This is a genomic window from Microbacterium salitolerans, assembly GCF_019720895.1.
GTDB lineage: Bacteria > Actinomycetota > Actinomycetes > Actinomycetales > Microbacteriaceae > Microbacterium.
The window spans coordinates 376,060-396,147 of sequence record NZ_JAHKSH010000001.1 but is presented as its reverse complement, the minus strand read 5'-3'; the positions used below and the strand labels follow the sequence as shown (position 1 = coordinate 396,147).

General features: G+C 70.5%; 13 protein-coding genes. 4 read left to right on the top strand and 9 right to left on the bottom strand.

The window, feature by feature from the left end; all coding sequences use genetic code 11:
- Nucleotides 1-316 precede the first annotated feature (316 nt).
- Entirely contained in the window at nucleotides 317-2,407 is a 2,091-nt protein-coding gene (locus KOL93_RS01725) for an acyltransferase family protein (RefSeq protein WP_221583575.1), read from the top strand.
- Nucleotides 2,408-2,462: 55 nt separating this feature from the next.
- Entirely contained in the window at nucleotides 2,463-3,509 is a 1,047-nt protein-coding gene (locus tag KOL93_RS01720) for an LLM class flavin-dependent oxidoreductase (RefSeq protein ID WP_221583574.1), read from the top strand.
- A gap of 273 nt (nucleotides 3,510-3,782) precedes the next feature.
- Here the strand turns inward: KOL93_RS01720 and KOL93_RS01715 are convergent, their stop codons facing one another.
- From KOL93_RS01715 to pheA, 6 genes are all read right to left on the bottom strand, one after another.
- Nucleotides 3,783-5,402 (bottom strand): ABC transporter ATP-binding protein, encoded by a 1,620-nt coding sequence (locus tag KOL93_RS01715; protein ID WP_221583573.1) that lies wholly within the window; start codon nucleotides 5,400-5,402, stop codon nucleotides 3,783-3,785.
- Nucleotides 5,399-7,078 (bottom strand): ABC transporter ATP-binding protein/permease, encoded by a 1,680-nt coding sequence (locus KOL93_RS01710; RefSeq protein WP_221583572.1) that lies wholly within the window; start codon nucleotides 7,076-7,078, stop codon nucleotides 5,399-5,401. Before KOL93_RS01710 ends, KOL93_RS01715 begins: the two co-directional genes overlap by 4 nt.
- A gap of 3 nt (nucleotides 7,079-7,081) precedes the next feature.
- Nucleotides 7,082-8,098: an ABC transporter substrate-binding protein gene (locus KOL93_RS01705; RefSeq protein ID WP_221583571.1), complete on the bottom strand. Its 1,017-nt coding sequence runs from the start codon at nucleotides 8,096-8,098 to the stop codon at nucleotides 7,082-7,084.
- Nucleotides 8,095-8,898 (bottom strand): ABC transporter ATP-binding protein, encoded by an 804-nt coding sequence (locus tag KOL93_RS01700; protein ID WP_221583570.1) that lies wholly within the window; start codon nucleotides 8,896-8,898, stop codon nucleotides 8,095-8,097. The genes KOL93_RS01705 and KOL93_RS01700 overlap by 4 nt, the downstream gene beginning before the upstream one ends.
- On the bottom strand, nucleotides 8,895-10,004 hold the full coding sequence (locus tag KOL93_RS01695; protein ID WP_221583569.1) for a FecCD family ABC transporter permease: 1,110 nt from the start codon (nucleotides 10,002-10,004) through the stop codon (nucleotides 8,895-8,897). Before KOL93_RS01695 ends, KOL93_RS01700 begins: the two co-directional genes overlap by 4 nt.
- A 591-nt stretch (nucleotides 10,005-10,595) precedes the next feature.
- Nucleotides 10,596-11,549 carry a prephenate dehydratase gene (gene pheA / locus KOL93_RS01690; protein ID WP_221583568.1) on the bottom strand — a complete coding sequence of 318 codons (954 nt, stop codon included), beginning with the start codon at nucleotides 11,547-11,549 and terminating at the stop codon, nucleotides 10,596-10,598.
- Between the two features lie 227 nt (nucleotides 11,550-11,776).
- On the opposite strand from pheA, the gene pgm reads away from it, so the two are divergent.
- Together pgm and KOL93_RS01680 are read left to right on the top strand one after the other, a co-directional pair.
- Nucleotides 11,777-13,420 carry a phosphoglucomutase (alpha-D-glucose-1,6-bisphosphate-dependent) gene (pgm, locus tag KOL93_RS01685; protein ID WP_221583567.1) on the top strand — a complete coding sequence of 548 codons (1,644 nt, stop codon included), beginning with the start codon at nucleotides 11,777-11,779 and terminating at the stop codon, nucleotides 13,418-13,420.
- Between the two features lie 374 nt (nucleotides 13,421-13,794).
- On the top strand, nucleotides 13,795-15,903 hold the full coding sequence (locus tag KOL93_RS01680) for a PhoX family protein (RefSeq protein WP_221583566.1): 2,109 nt from the start codon (nucleotides 13,795-13,797) through the stop codon (nucleotides 15,901-15,903).
- 394 nt (nucleotides 15,904-16,297) lie between these two features.
- On the opposite strand, the gene KOL93_RS01675 is transcribed toward KOL93_RS01680, so the two are convergent.
- The 3 genes from KOL93_RS01675 to KOL93_RS01665 form a co-directional block, all read right to left on the bottom strand.
- Complete coding sequence (locus KOL93_RS01675; RefSeq protein ID WP_221583565.1) at nucleotides 16,298-17,458, bottom strand: AI-2E family transporter; 1,161 nt, start codon at nucleotides 17,456-17,458, stop codon at nucleotides 16,298-16,300.
- A 104-nt stretch (nucleotides 17,459-17,562) separates the two neighbouring features.
- Nucleotides 17,563-18,444 (bottom strand): sugar ABC transporter permease, encoded by an 882-nt coding sequence (locus tag KOL93_RS01670; RefSeq protein WP_221583564.1) that lies wholly within the window; start codon nucleotides 18,442-18,444, stop codon nucleotides 17,563-17,565.
- Nucleotides 18,441-20,066, bottom strand: coding sequence for an ABC transporter permease subunit (locus tag KOL93_RS01665; protein WP_221583563.1), 1,626 nt, complete (start codon nucleotides 20,064-20,066; stop codon nucleotides 18,441-18,443). The genes KOL93_RS01670 and KOL93_RS01665 overlap by 4 nt, the downstream gene beginning before the upstream one ends.
- Nucleotides 20,067-20,088: the final 22 nt, after the last annotated feature.

Genomic DNA, 20,088 nt, shown 5'->3' with positions numbered 1-20,088 from the left:
CCGTCGAACGCGTCGCGGGGACTCGCTTCGTGGCGGCGCATGCGGGGCTCGCGCAGACCACCGTGTCCCACAACACGCCGTCATCCCGGCGGCGTGACGGCGTGTCCTGGGACATGGGGGCTCTATCCCACCCCACGGCCGCGCGTGCACGCCAGGCGCCGCCCCACCGTGTCCGATGCCCCCGTCGAGCCTCCGCGTGCAGACCACCGTGTCCCACAACACGCCGTCATCCGAGCGACGTGACGGCGCGTTGTGGGACATGGGGAGTTCTCCCCGCGTCCAGCGACATCACAAAACGGTAACTAAAATGGGTGTGATGACCCTGCTGACTCCTGCGGACGCGGCCGCGACGCCTCCGGCGCCGGCGAAGCCTTCGTCGTGGCGCCCCGACATCCAGGGGCTCCGCGCGCTCGCCGTGCTGCTCGTCGTCATCGCCCACGTCGAGATGCCTGGCTTCGAGGGCGGATTCGTCGGAGTCGACGTCTTCTTCGTCATCTCGGGCTTCCTCATCACGCAGCTGCTGCTGCGCGAGGTCGAGCGCTCCGGCACCGTCAGCATCGCCGAGTTCTACGTCCGTCGTGCCCGGAGGATCCTTCCCGCCGCGACCGTCGTGACAGTCGCCGTGCTCCTGTACGCCGCGTTCTTCCTGCCGCTGTCGCGCCTCGAGCAGACCGCGACCGACGCCGGCTGGACGAGCGTGTTCCTCGCGAACTGGCACTTCGCCTTCTCGGGAGCCGACTACTTCTCGACGGCGGATCCGAGCCTGTTCCAGCACTACTGGTCACTCGCCGTGGAGGAGCAGTTCTACCTGCTCTGGCCGCTGCTCGTCCTCTTCTTCGTCCCGCGGCTCGGCAAGCGGGCGCTCGTCGCCGTCGCCGCGACCGTCTTCGTCGGCTCCCTCGCCTACTCGCTGTGGGCGACCGGATCCGCCCCCGAGGCCGCATACTTCGACACCGGCGCCCGTGCCTACGAGCTCGCGGCCGGTGCGCTCCTCGCGTGCGTGCTCACGGGTCCGCTCACCTCGCGCTGGCGCCACGTCGCCGGGTTCGCGGGCCTCGCGCTCATCGTCGTCGCGACCGTGACGCTGTCCGAGCAGACGCCGTTCCCCGGCGCGTACGCCCTGATCCCCGTCGCGGCCACGCTCCTGTTCCTCTCCGCCGGGCCCGACACCGCGACCGGGCGCGCGCTCTCGTGGGGCCCCGTGCGCTACATCGGCGACATCTCGTTCTCCCTGTACCTGTGGCACTGGCCCGTGACGCTCGCGGTGGAGAAAGCCCTCCCCCACGACGTGAACTTCGCCCTGCGCGTGGTGATCACGATCGCGCTCTCGGTCGCCCTCGCGGCCCTCACGTTCCGCTTCGTCGAGCAGCCCTTCCAGAAGAAGCAGGTCCCCGTCTTCTCCCGCGACCGCCGCACGCTGTGGCTGTGGCCGATCAGCGTCGTCGTCGTGATCGCGGTCGCGTTCGGATCCGCCGCATACGGTGAGACCCGACAGGCGGCCCAGCAGGCCGAGGCCGAGCAGTACTTCGACGAGCACGGGTACCAGCAGGTCGAGGGCGAGGACGTCGACGAGGTCCAGGACGAACTCGGCGAAGCCGTCAAGGTCGCCGAGTCCGGCGCCCCGATCCCTCCGGAGATCGACGCCGACACGCTGCGCGACGCGATGTGGACCGACCTGGCCGACAGCGACTGCTACGCCTCTCAGGGAGAGCAGGAATCCGACGTGTGCTTCTACGGCGATGTCGACTCCGACACGACGATCGCCCTCATCGGCGATTCGCACGCCGCGATGTGGCTGCCCGCGCTCGACCTCATCGGAGAGGATCACGACTTCCGCGTCGCGCTCTTCGCCAAGATGTCGTGCGGTGCCTACCCCGTCGTGCAGGACGCGAAGGGGCACATCCAGGAGGACTGCGACGCGTACCGCGACTTCACCCGCGACGAGGTCGAGAAGCTCCAGCCCGACGCGATCATCCTCGGCGCACGCGGTCAGCTGAACATGACCGACGAGCCCGACGCGACCGTCGACGAGCAGTGGGCCGACGGCGTGACCGAGGCCGTCACCGACTACCAGTCGATGTCCGACCGCGTCATCGCCCTGGGCGACGTGCCTGCCCGCGAGGAGGCCGAGCCCAAGGACTGCGTCGACGCCCCCGGCGCGAAGCAGGAGGACTGCGTCGTCGAGGGCGAGAGCATCGAGGCGCACAGCAACGACATCACCGAGGCCGAGGCCACCGACGCCGGCGCGAAGTTCCTCGACACGACCTCGTTCGTCTGCACCGACGACGGCTGCCCGCTCTTCGCCGGCGAGGTGCCGCTCTACGAGGACGACTCGCACCTCAACCGGCTGTGGGTCGAGCACATCGCCCCCGCGCTCGGCCGCGAGCTCGAAGAAGCCCTGCCGTAGGGATCCGCCCGCCTCGACGGAATACCCGCGGCCCGGATCCCGTTGAATCGTGTCGATGAGCACCTCCCCCGCACTTTCGATCCTCGACCTCGTGCCCGTGCGCACGGGGCAGACCACCTCCCAGGCGATCGCGTCATCGCTGGCGCTCGCGAAGCGCGCCGACGACCTCGGCTACCGGCGGTACTGGTTCGCCGAGCACCACAACATGCCGGCCGTCGCGTCGACGTCCCCTCCCGTGCTCATCGCGGCCACGGCGACGCAGACGACGCGGATCCGTGTGGGGTCCGGCGGCGTCATGCTCCCGAACCACGCGCCGCTCATCGTCGCTGAGCAGTTCGCGGCGCTCGAGGCGATCGCCCCGGGCCGCATCGACCTCGGGCTCGGCCGCGCCCCCGGATCCGACCCCGTCATCACGCAGCTGCTGCGCCGCTCGGGGACGACGAGCGAGGCGCAGGAGTTCCCCGACCACGTGCAGAGCATCGCGCAGCTGATGTCGCGCGACGGCTCCACGGTGCGGTTCACGTCCGGCGGCACCTACGACGTGCACGCGACGCCCGACGCGACGGGATCCGCGATGGTCTGGCTCCTCGGATCCAGCGACTTCTCGGCGCAGCTCGCCGCGCAGCTCGGCCTGCCGTACGTCTTCGCGAACCACTTCGCCGGCGAGGGCATCGAGCGGGCGATGTCGCTCTACCGCCAGAACTTCCAGCCGAGCGAGCGGCACCCGGAGCCCACATCGTTCGTGACCGCGAACGTCGTCGTCGCGCCGACGGCAGAAGAGGCCGAGGAGCGCGCGCTGCCGCAGCTGCGTCAGTTCGCCCGCCTGCGCTCGAACAAGCCGATGCGCAAGATGGAGACGATCGACGAGGTCCTCGCAGATCCCTCCGACGCTCTCGAGCAGTCGCTCATGCAGCAGAACCGCCAGCGGTGGTTCGTCGGCACGCCCTCCGGTGTGGCGGCCGAGCTGCGCCGCTTCGGCGAGACGCACGGCGTCGACGAGATCATGATCTCGGCGTCGTCGGGCGCCTACGAATCGGAGCCGCTCGACGAGACCGTCGGCCGCATGCAGACGGTCGAGCTGCTCGCGGAGGCGATGGCGTAGGGATCCGGCGCTTCGCGCCCCGTTGCTGCGCGGCGTCGGGATCGGGCGGCAGCGGGTCGGACGTCAGCGGGCGCCGGGCGGCGGGCGTCGGGCGCCGGGCGTCGGGCGCCGGGCGTCATGTCCCACAACACGCCGTCATCCGTGAGGCGTAACGGCGTGTCGTGGGACACGGTCTCTGCCACACACGCCGCGTGTCCCAGGACACGCCGTCATGACGAGGGCGTGACGGCGTGTTGTGGGACATGATCAGCGCCTCGCGGCCGGGGATTCGGCTCACGCCAGCTCGACCCGCCGGTCGGCCGCAGCGATCGTCGCGGGCCGGTGCGCGATGAGAAGCACGGCGCGGTCGCTCGCACGCCGGATGAGGTCGAGGATCGCGGCCTCGGCATCGGGGTCGAGCGACGCGGTGGGCTCGTCCAGCACGAGCACGCGCGGATCCGGCAGGAGCGCGCGAGCGATCGCGACGCGAGCGCGCTGCCCGCCCGACAGCCCGGTGCCGTGCTCGCCGATCGGCGTGTCGAGGCCGGACGTCAGCCCCGTCGAGGGATCCAGGAGGCCGGCGACATCCGCTGCGGCGCGGATCCGCTCCTCCGAGGCATCCAGATCCGCGAGCACGATGTTCGAGCGAATCGTCCCCCGCAGCAGCGGCGACGACTGCGGCACGGCGGTCACGAGCGCCCGCAGCTCGCCGTCCGGCAGATCGCGGATGTCGATGCCGTCGACGCGCACGGCACCGGCATCGGGATCCCACATCCGCAGGGCGAGACGCGCGGCCGTAGTCTTGCCGACACCAGATGGCCCCGTGAGCGCCACCACCTCACCCGGACGAATCGTCAGCGCGAAACCGTCGAGCACGGGATCCCCGCCGTCATACGAGAAGCGGATGCCGTCGAGGACCAGTCCCCGCTCGCCGTCTCGCGTCGGATGCGCGCCCCGTGTCTCCGCGACCGCCGGCGGCATCGCGAGCACGTCCCCGATGCGCTCGGCCGCGGCACGCAGACCGCCCACGCCGCGCAGCAGGTCGGCGATCTGCGCCGCGGGCCCCAGGCCTGCCGCTGCGACCGTCACCGCCAGCGGGATGTCCTCGCGGGAGATCCGGTCGTCGCCGAGGAGGACGATGAGGATCGCGCCCAGCACCGCGAGCGCGAGGGCCACGTCGGCGATGGCACGCTCGGCGCCGATCCGAGAGGCCTCGCGCGTCTGCAGCCGCGCCAGCCGCCGCGTCGTGGCCGTGAGCCGGGTCAGCTGGCGACCGAGCGCACCGGCGCCCGTCAGGTCGCGCATCCCGCGCACCGTGTCGAGCGCGTCGGCGCGCAGCGCCGCGGCACCCGCGGCGAGCGCCGAGCTGTCGCGGCGCGCTCGCCGTGCCGTGAGGAGGGGGACGGCGACGCCGATGACGAGCAGCGGCACCCACACGAGCAGGAGGAGCGGCGTGATCGACACCGATACCGCCGCGCTGACCGACAGGATGAGGACGGACGTGAGCAGCTGCGCGGCTGTGTGCGCGTAGAGCCACTCGAGCGTCTCGACGTCGGCGAGAGCGGTCGTCGTCAGGTCACCCGTGCGGCGATGCCGTGCGCGCGATGGCAGGCTGCGACGCAGCGCGTCGAGGAGGTGACCGCGCATCGTCGCGAGAAGGCGGTAGGCCAGGTCGTGACCGACCCACGACTCGCGCCACGCGGCGAGCGACGCGAGCACGGCGGCGGCGCTCAGGAGGAGGGTCACGACGGACAGCGGCACGGACACGCCGACGATGACGCGGCCGATCGCCCACGACAGCCCGAGCGCGATACCGAGGACGGCGGTCTGGGCGACGGCGCCCCACACGACTGTTTCGATGAACAGGCTGCGCCGCGTCGCGATCAGCGGCAGCAGCCGCAGGATCGCGGTCATCGCACCGCCACCCGTGCGAACGCCCGTCCCGAGGGCGCGCCGTCTCCCGATGCGACGACCCGTCCCGCATCGAGACCGACCCACCGGGTCGCATGAACGCACGCCGACTCGCGGTGGGCGATGAGAAGCATCGTCCGCCCTGCGCCCTCCCGGGCGAGCGCGTCGACGACTGCGCGCTCGGTCTCGAGATCGAGCGCCGATGTGACCTCGTCGAACACCAGCACGGGAGCGGGCGACAGCAGCGCGCGAGCGATCGCCAGCCGCTGGCACTGACCCCCAGAGAGCTGCTCGCCGTTCTCGGCCAGCACCGTGTCGTAGCCGTCGGGCAGCGCGCAGATCACGTGGTGGATCCCCGCCGCGCGCGCCGCCCGCTCGACCTCGGCGTCTGCCGCGTCCGCGCGGTGCAGTCGCAGGTTCTCGCGGACGGACCACGTGAACAGCACCGGATCCTGCGGCACCACCACCACGCTCCGGCTCCGCGCGCCCGGCGTGTACTCGCGTAGATCCCGCCCGCCGACGCGGACGACGCCGGCCTCCGGATCGACGTCGCGTTCGAGCAGGCGGGCGACGGTGCTCTTCCCGGATCCGGACGCACCGATGAGCGCGACCGTCTCGCCGGGCGCGACCCGCAGCGACAGATCGGCCACCGCCGGTTCGGCGCCCGGATAGCGAAACGACACCGCGTCGAGCTCGAACTCGCCGACGGGCGCGGGGCGATCGTGGGCGCCGTCCTCGACGATGTCGGGCCGCGCCGTCAGGAGCCTCTCGAGCCCGTCGACGGCCGTCAGCCCGAGATAACCGGCGTGCCAGTTTTCGGCCAGGTCGAGCACGGGCCGGAAGCACTCACGAGCGAGCATGAGCACGACCACGGCTCCCACCGCCGAGGCCTCGCCCGACGCGACCGCGGCGATCGCCGCGAGTGTCGCCAGCACGGTTCCGAGGTGCATCGCGAGTCCGCCGACGACCGTCACGACCAGCGACAGCCGAAGCTGTGCCATCGTCAGCTCGCGCAGGCCCTCCGCCTCGTTCGCGAGCCGCTCCGCCGCGCGGCCGGATGCGCCGAACGCGCGCAGGAGCGGGATCTGCTGCAGCGCCTCGACGTAGCCCGACGACAGTCGCGCGAATCGCGCCCATCGGGTGCGTCCCGTCGTGAGCAGGCGGGCATCCCAGGCGCGCGGCGCGAACACCGCGATCGCCGCCGCGACCGCCAGGATGAGCCCTGCGGCGGCCGAGCGCTCCCAGACGAGGACGACGACGATCGCGGGCACGACGAACACGACGATCAGCTGCGGCAGGTAGCGCGTGAAGTAGGGATCGAGCCCCTCGACGCCGTCGATCGCGACGGCGGCCGCGGCGCCGGAATCGCGCTCGGCGACGGGCACCGCCGACAGGCGTCCGAGCAGGCGGCGACGCAGACGGATCCGCACCGCCGCTCCCGCGCGCGCGGCGACGAGCTCGCGCATCCAGATCACCACGCCGCGAGCCACCGTGACGGCAGCGAGGATCGCGAAGGCGCGCACGGGATCTCCGTCGCCGACGATGAGCGCGGCGATCGCGGATCCCAGCGTGATCGCGAACGTCAGGTGCAGCGCCGACAGCACGATCCCGCACACCGCGAGGACCGCGATCGTCCCGGGAATCGCCCCGGCGAGCTGCAGGAGACGGCGGTGGATCACGGGTCAGAACGCCTCAGGGTAGAGACCCTGCGCCACCTTCTGCACCACTGCGATGTTGCCGAGCGTTCCGGGGAAGACGTCCGACGACGAGACGGCGATCAGGCGGTCGTCCTGCACCGCCGGCATGTCCGGGAACGTCGTCGAGAGGTACTCGCGCGTCGCCGCCTCATGCGCGTCATCGTACGTCGAGAAGACGAGGGCGTCGGGCGCCTCAGCGGCGAGCGCTTCGGGCGTGATCGTGGCGGCGAAGAAGTCCGCGAACGCCGCCTGGTCAGGCCCGTAGACGTTGTCGGCGCCGGCCAGCTGGAGCATGTCGTACTCGACGCCGGCCCCGATCGCCTGCAGGGTTCCGCCCTCGTAGTACACCTGCGCGACACGCAGCGGCTCGACGTCCGCGACGGCCTCCGCCACCCCGTCGAGGTCAGCGCGGCTGTCGTCGATCAGCTGAGCCGCCTCCTCCTCGACGCCGAAGATCTTGCCGAGGTTCTCCAGATCCGTGAACAGGTCGGCGACCTCACCCGTCATGCGCCGCTCATGGCATCCGCCCGATGCCACGTAGACGGCCGCATCGACGGCGTCGAGCTGCTCGAGGCTCGCGAATCCCTGATCCGCCGAGAACTCGTAGGTGGTCGGCGAGTAGACGAAATCGGGTTCGACGGCGAGCAGGTCCTCACGGCTGGGCGGGGCGACGTCGCCGAGCACAGGGACGTCCTCGGCGAGCGGGGCGACGTCGTCGGGCAGCGCCTGCGCCGCGGCCTGCGCCTGCCCGACGAGCCGGTCGGCGAGGCCGAGCCGCAGCATCAGCTCCGTCTGCGCCGGGTGCATGCCCACCGCCGCCTCGGGGGCGCCGTCGACGACGACGTCGCGGCCGCAGTTCTCGATCGTCGTCGTCTCGACGTCGGCATCCGCCGTGTCTCCGACCACCCCCGATCCGCAGCCGGCGAGCAGAATCGCCGCGGCGGCGAGAGAGGACGCGGCCGCGGTGCGCATGCGGGTGCGGGGACGAGAGATCTGGATCATCGGATCACGCTGCTTTCCATGAGGGTGGCGGGGGCGGAATCGCCCAGACGGCGGAAGGAGAACACGGGCTCGTCGGCGTTGCCGAGCACGCGCACGTCGACCCCGAAGGTGCGGCGGATCAGGGCCGGGGTGAGCGCCTGCTGCGGCGCCCCCATCGCGGCGACCTCACCGTCGGCGAGGACGATGATCGCGTCGCAGTACTGCGTCGCGAGGTTGAGATCGTGGAGCGCGGCGATGACGGTGCATCCGAGACCGCGCACGGTGCTCATCAGCTCGTGCTGATGGCTGATGTCGAGATGGTTGCTCGGCTCGTCGAGGACCAGGACGGGCGTCTGCTGCGCGAGCGCCCGTGCGAGCATGACCCGCTGGCGCTGGCCGCCCGAGAGGGTCCCGACCATGCGATCGGCGAGATCGACGATCTCGGTGCGCGCCATCGCATCGTCGACGATGCGCAGATCCTCGGCGGTGTCGCGCCCGAAGGTCGTGTGATGCGGCGCCCGGCCGAGCAGCACGGTCTCCTCGACGCTGAGGTCGAAGTCGGTCGGAGCATCCTGCAGCATCACGGCGACCGTGCGAGCCAGCTGGCGCCCCCCGAACGCGCGCACGTCCTGCCCGTCGATGCGCACCGTGCCGCCGCGCGGCGCGACCGCGCGATAGAGCGTGCGGAGCAGCGACGACTTGCCGGATCCATTGGGTCCCACGAGGCCGACCACCGTCCCCGACGCGATCGATGCCGATGCCCCGCGGATCACATCCTGCCCGCCCAGAGCGACGGTGATGTCCTCGAAATCCACCCTCATCGTCCGAACCCCGCCCTGTCGGCTCCGCCGCGGCGCATCAGCCACAGGAAGAAGGGCGCGCCGACGAACGCCGTGAGGATCCCCAGCGGGATCTCGGTCGGTGCCGCGACCGTGCGTGCCAGCAGGTCGGCGGCCACCAGGAACAGGGATCCGCTGAGCACGGTCACCGGCAGCATCCTGCGATGGTCCGCTCCCACCAGGATCCGCGCGATGTGCGGGATGACGAGGCCGACGAAGCCGATCCCGCCCGCGACCGAGACGACGGCGCCCGTCAGCAGCGAGGCGATGACGAGCAGCAGCCCGCGCAGGCGGGTCGCGTTCACACCCAGCGAGATGGCGGACTCGTCACCCGTCATGAGCGCATTCAGCGAGCGCGCTAGCAGTCCGGCGACCACGCACGAGATAGCGAGCGCCACCGCGGGACCGATGAGGCTGCCCATCGACGCCGCCGACACGCTCCCGAGCAGGAAGAACAGCACGCTGACGACGTTCTGCGCGTCGGTCGAGATCGTGAGGTAGCTCGTCACGGCGCTCAGCAGCGTTCCGAGTGCGACACCTGCCAGGATCATGCGCGTCGGCGACAGCGTGCCGTTCTTGCGCGCGAGCATCGAGACCGCCACGCACGCCGCCAGAGCACCGACGAAGGCCGCGACATTCAGCGACAGCCCGCCGACGGCGGCCGACCCGAACACGATCACGAGCACCGCGCCCACGCTCGCACCCGACGAGACACCGAGGATGTAGGGCTCGGCCAGCGGGTTGCGCACGGTCACCTGCATGAGCGCCCCGGCGAGCGCCAGGCCGGCACCGGCGAGAGCTGCCAGCAGGGTCCGCGGAATCCGGAACTGCCACACGGCCTGATCCTGCAGCGGCGTCAGCGACCCGTCGGCCATCCACGGCATCCCCGGCAGGAGATGGCCGATCACGATCTGAGCGGCCTCCGCGGCGCTCACCTGCACGGCACCGACGGCGCCGGACGCGATGATGAGCACACCGTTCGCGATCACGAGCGCCGCACAGATCCCCCAGGTGCGGCGCTGTGCGCGTCGGCGCGACCGCCCGGAGGGGACGGCCTGTCGAATGGGCGCGGGGAGGTTGTGCGGCACAAGAGAGGAGCTTAATGAGAATGAGAATCAACACCAAATAGGTGACGGATCTTTCACATCCGACTGTGAAAGGACGGCGCCCTCTCGACGCTCACGGACGGGCCACTGCAGACAGCGGCCGGATGGCGCCGTCGCGCGGCGGCAGTCCGGCTCCGCCCGTCGCCGCGCCACGGGACTGCGGGAGACGGCGCACACCGGCGGGTCACGGATCCGGCCGCCCCCTCACCCACCGTCCCCCGCCGTGTCCCACAACACGCCGTCACTCGCGGCGCTTAACGGCGTGTCGTGGGACACGGTCGACGCACTACCCAACTCAAGTCGCGGCATCGCGCGCCACGCCCCAGCCCATGTCCCACAACACGCCGTCATCCGTGTCGCGTGACGGCGTGTCGTGGGACACGGTTGCTGTGCCACACGCCGCGTGTCCCAGGACACGCCGTAACGACGGGTCAGTGACGGCGTGTTGTGGGACACGGTGTCGATGCCCCACGGCGACACCGAAGCACGGTGTCGATGACCCGCGGCACCACGCAGCGCAGCGTTGCCGAATCGCGGCACCACGCAGCGCAGCGCGACGGACGAAGCCGCCCGCTACTCGGCGGCGGCGCCTGCGAGGAGCTCGCGGAGCCAGTCGCGGGCGTCGGCGAACGACGCGTCGCTGTAGCGGTCCGAGTGCTGCACGGCCTGACGGTCGGCGCGCGGATAGGAGCCGAGGAAGATGACGTGCGGGCTGAAGCGCTTGAGGCCCATGAGCGCGTCGGCCATGCGCTCGTCGACGATGTGCCCGTCGGCGTCGATCACGAAGCGGTAGCGCCCCAGGCGGTCGCCGATCGGACGCGACTGGATCAGGCTGAGGTTGATGCCGCGCGTGGCGAACTGCTCGAGCATCTCGACGAGCGCGCCCGGCACCTCCTTCGGCAGCTCGACGATGAGCGACGTCTTGTCGGCGCCGGTCGCCTCGGGCGGCTGCACGGTGCGCGTCACGAGCACGAAGCGCGTCACGGCGTCGGGGTTGTCGCCGATGTTCTCGGCGAGCACGTCCACGTCGTAGTGGTTCGCGACGCCCGGCGCGGCGATCGCCGCCTGCGCGGGAAGGGATCCGTCGAGCACGCCGATCGCGCTCTGCACGTTGCTCGCCGCGATCACCTGCGTGTGCCCCGGCACGTTCTTCCCGAGCCACTCGAGGCACTGCGCGTAGGCGACGGGATGCGCGGCGACGTCGACGACATCCTCGAGGCGGGATCCGCGGGGCGCCACGAGCACGAAGCTCACGGGCACGAGGTACTCGCCGATGATGCGCAGACCCGGCGTGTTCGCGAGCGCGTCCTGCGCGCTCGACACCCCGCCCTCGACGGTGTTCTCGATCGCGATCATGGCACCGTGCGAGCGCCCCGACGCGACGTCGTCGAGCGCCGCCCCCACGTTGGCGACGGGCCGCCAGACCTGCCCCTCGGCCTCTTCGACCTGCGCGAGCGCCGCCTCCGTGAAGGTTCCCGCGGGGCCGAGGTAACTGTACGTTCGGGATCCGGCGGGCGCAGTCGACATGCCTCACAGCGTAGTGCGCCGGCGAACGGCGCCGCGGCGGCCGCCCGCGCCCCCGCAGGAAACCCGCGCCTCCTCGCGCCCGCGGCCCGCTCGCGCCGAACGCACTCCCCCGCACCGCACGCACATCCACGCCCACTCCCATGCGCCAAGGGAGAACATCAACCCCGGAGCCGAGCGGATCCGCGCGCGGGCGCGAAATGGCGCAGACAGCCTGGCAGACTGAGTACATGAGCAGCCGAGCAGGATTCCCCGCCGAGCCGAGCGACCTCGTCGACGTCGATGCGCTCATCGCCGCCTACTACGACAAGAAGCCGGATCCGGATGTCGCCTCGCAGAGGGTGTCCTTCGGCACGAGCGGTCACCGCGGTTCGAGCCTCACCACGAGCTTCAACGAGCAGCACATCCTCGCCACGACGCAGGCGATCGTCGACTACCGCGCGAACCAGGGCATCGCGGGCCCGCTGTTCTTCGGCCGCGACACGCACGCCCTGTCGCTCCCGGCCGAGCGCACCGCCATCGAGGTGCTCGTCGCCAACGCGGTCGACGTCCGCATCGACGCCCACGACTCGTATGTTCCGACGCCGGCGCTGAGCCACGCGATCCTCGTGCACAACCACGGCAAGGCGGCAGACGACCCGACGCGCGCCGATGGCATCGTCGCGACACCCAGCCACAACCCGCCCGCCGACGGCGGCTTCAAGTACAACCCGCCCCACGGCGGCCCGGCCGACTCCGATGCCACGACGTGGATCGCCGACCGCGCGAACGCGCTCATCGCCGCGGGACTCGACGGCGTGAAGCGCGTGCGTCACGCTGACATGGACGACCACGCCCTCGCGACGTACGACTTCCGCGACGCGTACGTGCGCGACCTCGGCAGCATCATCGACATGGAGGCCATCCGCACGGCGGGCGTACGCATCGGCGCCGACCCCCTCGGCGGCGCCTCGGTCGAGTACTGGCAGCAGATCGCCGACCTGTACGAGATCGACCTGACCGTCGTGAACCCCGACGTCGACCCGACGTGGAAGTTCATGACGCTCGACTGGGACGAGAAGATCCGCATGGATCCGTCGTCCCCCTCCGCGATGGCCTCGCTCGTCGCGAAGCGCGACCAGTTCGACGTGCTCACGGGCAACGACGCCGACGCCGACCGCCACGGCATCGTCACGCCCGATGCGGGGCTCATGAATCCCAACCACTATCTCGCCGTCGCGATCGACTATCTCTTCGCGAACCGCCCCGGGTGGTCCGCCGGCGCGGCCGTCGGCAAGACCCTCGTGTCGTCGATGATGATCGACCGCGTCACGAGTGCGCTCGGCCGCCACCTGCTCGAGGTGCCCGTCGGCTTCAAGTGGTTCGTCCCCGGCCTGATCGACGGATCCGTCGCCTTCGGCGGCGAGGAATCCGCCGGCGCCTCGTTCCTGCGTCGCGACGGCCAGGTGTGGACGACCGACAAGGACGGCATCATCCTGTGCCTCCTCGCGGCCGAGATGATCGCCGTCACGGGCAAGTCGCCCTCGCAGCGCTACGCGGAGCTCGAGGCCGAGTACGGCGCCTCGGCGTATGAGCGCGTCGATGCTCCCGCGACAGCCGAGCAGAAGGCCGCACTCAAGGCCCTCTCGCCCGACGACGTCACGGCGGACACCCTCGCCGGGGATCCGATCACCGCGAAGCTCTCGCACGCGCCGGGCAACGACGCCGCGATCGGCGGCCTCAAGGTGCAGACCGAGTTCGCGTGGTTCGCCGCCCGCCCCTCCGGCACCGAGGCCGTCTACAAGCTCTACGCCGAAAGCCTCAAGGGCCACCAGCACCTCGCCGAGGTGCAGGCCGAGGCCCGCGCGATCGTGTCGGCGGTGCTCGGAGACTGACCGTCTTCGTGTGACGCCGACGCCCCTTCGTCCACGCGGGAAGGGTCACAAGCGTCACTTGAGCGCCGGCCCCGCGGATCCGCTCACTCAAGTGACGCCGACGACCCTTCGCCCGCGCGGACAGGGTCACGAGAGTCACTTGAGCGCCGGCCCCGCGGATCCGCCCTCTCAAGTGACGCCTACGACCCTTCGTCGACACGAGGAGGGTCACAGGCGTCACCTCAAGCGCGCTCCACGGATCCGTCCCCTCCCCGGGTACCCGCGTCGCTTCACCAGTAAGGCATGCCTACGTCACCGAGCGATCCTCTCCGGTTCACCGCTCGTTCACGCGAAGGGAGCCGTTTGCGTCACCTGAGAGCGCGACGGTGGTCGTCATGACCGACACCATCCCCTCCCCCACTGATGCGCAGCGGCGCCGCCCGCTCCTCAATCTCCTCATGACGGGCCGCACGCACGGCAAGCGCAGCCCCGTGACCTGCATGTACAAGTGCGACAACGCATGCTTCCATCCCGCGCCGAACACGAGCGACAACGGCTACTTCCGCGACATCGCGGGCGCCGCGCTCAGCCGCCGCGCCGTCCTCGCCGGCGGAGCCGCGGCCGCCGCGGCCGTCGTCATCGGCGCGAACGTCGCAGGCGGATCCCCGGCTGTCGCCGCCACGACCGCGCAGGCCACGGGACGTGGCCACGGCACGGCGTTCGGATTCACGCCCATCGCGCCGGTGCCCGCCGACGTCGACGCCGTCACGGTGCCCGAGGGCTTCGAGTGGACGCCGATCATCCGCTGGGGCGACCCGCTCTTCGACGAGGCCGACGCCTTCGACCCGCACGCGCAGACGGCCGAGAAGCAGGCCCGCCAGTTCGGGTACAACAACGACTACCTCGACATCATCGCCGAGCCGAACGGCAAGCGCGCCGTGCTCGCGGCGAACAACGAGTACGTCAACCCCGGCATCATGTTCCCGCCGGCCGCGAGCGAGGACGAGCGCCTCGAGCAGCTGCGCATCTCGAAGGCCGCCCACGGCTTCTCGATCGTCGAGCTCGAGCGCCGACACCGCGGTCAGCCGTGGAACCGCATCGTCGGCGCCCCGAAGAACCGCCGCATCACCGCCGACACCGAGATGGTGTTCGACGGCCCCGCGGCCGGATCCGACCTCCTCAAGACCGTCGAGCACCCCGAGGGGCTCACCGTCCGCGGCACGTTCGGCAACTGCGCCGGCGGCACGACCCCCTGGGGCACGATCGTGTCGGGCGAGGAGAACTTCAACGGCTACTTCCGCGCCGACGGATCCACGCCCGGCAGCGCCCGCTACGGGCTCAACGAGAACCCGTCGTCGTACGGCTGGGAGGCCGTCGATGCGCGCTTCGACGCACGCCAGGCCGGCTTCGAGAACGAGCCGAACCGCTTCGGCTGGATCGTCGAGATCGACCCCGACGACCCGAACGCGGCGCCCGTCAAGCACACGGCGCTCGGCCGCATGAAGCACGAGGGCGCCAACATCACCGTCGGCGTCACGGGCCATGTCGGCGCCTACATGGGCGACGACGAGCGCTTCGACTACCTCTACAAGTTCGTGTCGACGAACACGATGCGCCCCGGCAAGGGCAAGAAGGCGCGCGCCGAGAACAAGACGCTGCTCAGCGAGGGATCCCTCTACGTCGCGAAGTTCACGGGAGACTCTCCCGTCTCCGAGATCACCGGATCCGGCGCCCTCCCGAGCGACGGAGAGTTCGACGGCACCGGCGAGTGGCTGCCGCTCATGATCGACGGCCAGAGCGTCGTCGACGGCTTCACGACCGACGAGGTGCTCATCTACACGCGCCTCGCCGCCGACGCGGTCGGCGCGACGAAGATGGACCGCTGCGAGGATGTCGAGCCCAGCCCGCGCACCGGTCGCGTCTACGTCGCGTGCACGAACAACTCGGCCCGCGGTGTCGGCGGCAACGAGGGCGCGACCGAGGTCAACCCCCGCAACACGAACCGCGACGGCCACGTCATCGAGATCACGGAGGCCGGCGACGACCTCACCTCGACGACGTTCGGCTGGAGCATCGTGATCCTCGCGGGCGACCCCGCGACGAATCCGAACACCTACTTCGCGGGCTTCCCCGCCGACAAGGTGTCGCCCATCTCCTGCCCCGACAACCTCGCGTTCGACTCGGCAGGCAACCTGTGGATCTCGACCGACGGGCAGCCCAGCTCGATCGGCTACAACGACGGGCTCTTCCTCGTCCCGCTCGAGGGCGAGGAGCGCGGGCACGTGCAGCAGTTCCTCGCCGTGCCGCGCGACGGCGAGACCTGCGGGCCCGTCATCCACGACCGCGATGAGAGCATCTTCGTCGCCGTCCAGCATCCGGGCGAGGACGGATCCTGGGGCGCCCAGAACTCCCTCTTCCCCGACTACGTGCCGGAGGGGTCCTTCGCGGACGGCATGTGGGGCGGCCCGCGCCCCAGCGTCATCCAGGTGACCCGCACGCGCTGATCCGCGATGCCCGACGCCCCCGCCCGCTTCGGCGTGCGGGGGCGCCGTCGTGCGTCCTTCGCGTGACGCGGGTGACCCTTCCCGCGGCGGCGAAGGGTCGCGGGCGTCACACGAACGCGCCGCGCTCCACTCCCGTGACGCCGATGACTCCTCGGTCACGCGGGAAGCGCCGCGCGCGTCACACGAACACATGCACCCCGCGCAGACGACGGATCCCACAGCCACTCCGGCCACTCCAGTGACGCGCACGACCCTTCGCCAGCGCTGGAACGGTCGCGGGCGTCACACGAACGCGCCGTGCACCGCTCCCGTGACGCCGATGATCCTTCCCGCGCTCGCGAAGGGTCGCCCGCGTCACGCGAAACGCCCCCGCGCGGGGCGGGGGCGTCGCGTGTCAGACCGCTTCGCGCTTCTTCGGGCGGGCCCAGCGGGCCGGCGTGTCGGGGCCGTCCCACACCTGGATGATGCCCCAGGCGACCGCCGCCAGCGGCACGGCAAGCACGGCACCGAGGACGCCGGACAGCACGGTTCCGATGGTCAGCGCGATCAGGATGACGAGGCTGTGCAGCTTGAGCGCTCGACCCATGAGCACGGGCTGCAGGAAGTTGCCCTCGAGCTGGTTCACGCCGATGACGATCGCGAGGATGATGATCGCCGTCACAAGCCCGTTGTCGATGAATCCGCCGTCGACGAGGCCGATGAGGACCGCGAGCGCTCCGGCGAGCGTGGCGCCGACGATGGGGATGAAGGCGAGCAGGAACACGAGCAGCGTCAGGGGCAGCGCGAGCGGGATCTGCAGGATGAACAGGCCGAGGCCGATGCCGATCGCGTCGACCGCCGCGACACCCGCCGTGCCGCGCACGTAGGCGCCGAGCGTGTGGATCGCCTTGTCGCCCACGCGCTCCATGCGGTCCTCCCAGTCGCCCTGGAACGGGCGCAGCAGGAACGCCCAGATCTGGGGTCCGTCCTTGAGGAAGAAGAACAGGATCACGGCCATGAGCACGAGCCCCGTGATGAAGCTGACGACCGCGCCGACGCCGGCGACCGCGCCGGATCCGATGCTCGATCCGAGCTGCGCGCTCGTGAGGAAGTCCTGGATCGAGGTCCACCACTCGTCGAGCTGATCCTGCGAGGGCGCGTTCGGGAGCGTGTTGACCCAGGAGATGACCTGACGGACGCCCTCTTCCGCACTCGAGTAGAGATCACCCCACTGGTCGATGACGGCGCGCACCATGGCCCAGACGACGCCGCCGATGACGACGACGATGCCGAGCAGCACGATGACCGTCGCGAGCACCGACGGCATGCGCGCGCGCAGCCAGCGCATGACGGGCTCGAACGCGGCCGCGAAGATGAGGGCGAGGATCACGGGGATCACGACCACCGTGATGGCCTGCATGCCCCAGATCAGGCCGGCGGCGAGGATGACGACCGCGATGATCTGCAGCGCGCGGGTGGCGAGGACGCCGAGCCCGTCGCGCCAGAGCGAGACGCGCGTCGGGGCGGGCGTCGGCGGAGCGATGGGCGGAGTGGAGCGGCGATGGCCGAAGATCATGGAGAACCCCCTTCTCGGATGCTCCCATCCTGCCCGCATCTCGTCCTTTCCGGCACATCTCCCGCGGCGACCCGCAGGAGATGTGCCGGAGAGGACGACGACGCCTACTTCACCGCGCCGGCGGTGAGGCCTCCGACGATGTACTTCTGCAGGAACAGGAACAGCGCCACGACGGGGAGGGCCGCCATGACGGCACCGGCAGAGAAGGCGCTCCAGTCCGCGTAGCGGGGGTTCGACACGAGCTTCGTCAGGCCGACCGCGAGGGTCTGGATGTCGGTGTCGATCAGGATCACCGACGCGACGACGAACTCGTTCACGGACGCGATGAAGCTCAGCAGCGCGACGACCGCGAGGATCGGCGTGACGAGCGGCAGCACGATCGTGAAGAACACGCGCACGTGGCTCGCGCCGTCGATCCGCGCGGCCTCGTCGATCGACGTGGGGATCGTGTTGAAGAACCCGTACATGAGGTAGGTGTTCACGCCGAGCGCGCCGCCGAGGTAGACCATGATGAGGCCGATGCGGGTGTTGAGCCCGATGGCGGGGAACCAGTCGCCGATCGCGCTGAGCAGCAGGAAGATCGCGACGACGGCCAGCAGCTGCGGGAACATCTGGACCACGACGATCGAGATGAGCCCGACGCGACGCCCGACGAACCGCATGCGCGAGAACGCGTACGCGGCGAGCGCTCCGAGGAACACCGTGAGGATCGCGGTGATCCCCGAGATGACCAGCGTGTTCGTGAACCAGGCCGCGAACGGCACCTGCGGATCCTGGAGGATCCGCGCGTAGGCGTCGAACCCGATCTCGGAGAACAGCGCGTTGGATCCCGTGAGCGTGCCCTGCGGGTTGAGCGAGCTCGAGATGACGAACACGATCGGCAGCATCGTGACGGCGAGCACGACGATGCCCGTGACGTGGCGCCACCCGGTGTCGGCGAACCACCGGCCGAGCGTGCGGCGGCGTGGGGCGATGGCGGTGGTCATCCGTTCAGCTCCTCGAGCGACTTGGTGCGGCGGAACGCGATGATCGAGATCACCGCGACGACGACGAAGATGATGATCGTGTAGGCGCTCGCGAGACCGTAGTCGCGCGTCTGGCCGGTGAACGCGACCTTGTAGACCATCGAGATGAGGATGTCGGTGTGCCCGACGGGGATCGGCGCGTCCGAGTCGCGCGGCCCGCCGTCGGTGAGCATGTAGACGACGTTGAAGTTGTTGAAGTTGAACGCGAACGACGCGATGAGCAGCGGGGCCAGGCTCACGAGCAGCAGCGGCAGCTTGATGAGGCTGAAGATCGCCCACGGTTTCGCGCCGTCGACCGTCGCGGCCTCCGTGATCTCCTCGGGGATCGACTGCAGCGCGCCCGTGCAGACGAGGAACATGTACGGGAACCCGAGCCAGATGTTGACGATCAGCACCGAGACCTTCGCCATGAGCGGATCCGTGAGCCACGGGATGTCGGCGCCCGGGAAGATCACGTTGTTGAGGAATCCGAAGCTCTGATTCATCATGCCCGCCCAGACGAGCGCGGACAGGAACGACGGGATGGCGTACGGGAGGATCAGCAGCGAGCGGTAGAAGCGCTTGCCGCGCATGCGCCGATGGTTGAACGTGATCGCCAGGAACAGGCCCAGGAAGAACGTCGCGGCGACCGTGATGCTCGCGAACGCGAATGTCCAGATCGTGACGTAGACGAGCGGGCCGGCGAGGCGCTGATCCGTGAGCGCCTTCGTGAAGTTCTCGAATCCGACGTTGACCTTCCAGCCGGGCAGCAGCTCGTCGCCCGCGTCGGAGGTGAATGCGCCGGTGCCGATGTCGCGGTAGACGGTGCCCGTCTCGGTGTCGGTCAGGTCGCCCGTCGCCTCGTCGTACGCGAGGGTCGACGTGTACTGGTACGCGACGGATCCGTCGGAGGTGCGCAGCGCGCCGTCGTTCGGATCCTCGCTGTACGGCACCGCGAGATCGACGACCTCGCCCTGCCGCTCGAGCACGTCGGCGAACATCAGCGTCTCCCAGCCGGGCGCCGAGATCGCCTGATCGCCGTCGAAGCCGGCATCGGGAACGCTCTGGAGCGGATCCTCGTCGCTGCCGACGAGCGCGTCCCCCTCGGGGCTCGTCACGAGCAGGCCGAGCTCGCCGCCCTGCTCGACGACCGTGACGGGGTACGCCGGCGAGTCGGGAACGCGCTCGAGGGCGCTCGCCATGAGCGCGGACACCGCCTGATCCTTGGAGCCGTTGTGCCCCGTGCCGTAGTTCGTGAAGCCGACATAGCCCGTGTAGAGCAGCACGAACACCTGGAACAGCGCGAGGAAGATCACGCCCGGCGCGAGGTACTTCGCGGGCAGCGTGCGCTTCGAGAAGTAGATCCAGTTCACGAGCGTCGCGACGGCGACGACGATCGCGATGACGCCCCACTCGCCGAAGCCGACGAGCACGAGGACGGCGTAGACGGCGATGGCATCCACGATGCCGAGGGCCGCGATCTTGATGATCAGGGACCGGACGCCGCCGCCGGCGCGATCGGCGACGCCGCGCGCTTGCCGCTGTCGTCTCGCGCGCTTCGGGTCGGTCGTGACCAGCTCGGTCTCGGTGGGTGAATGCGACATGGATCCTCCGGGGAACGGGTGC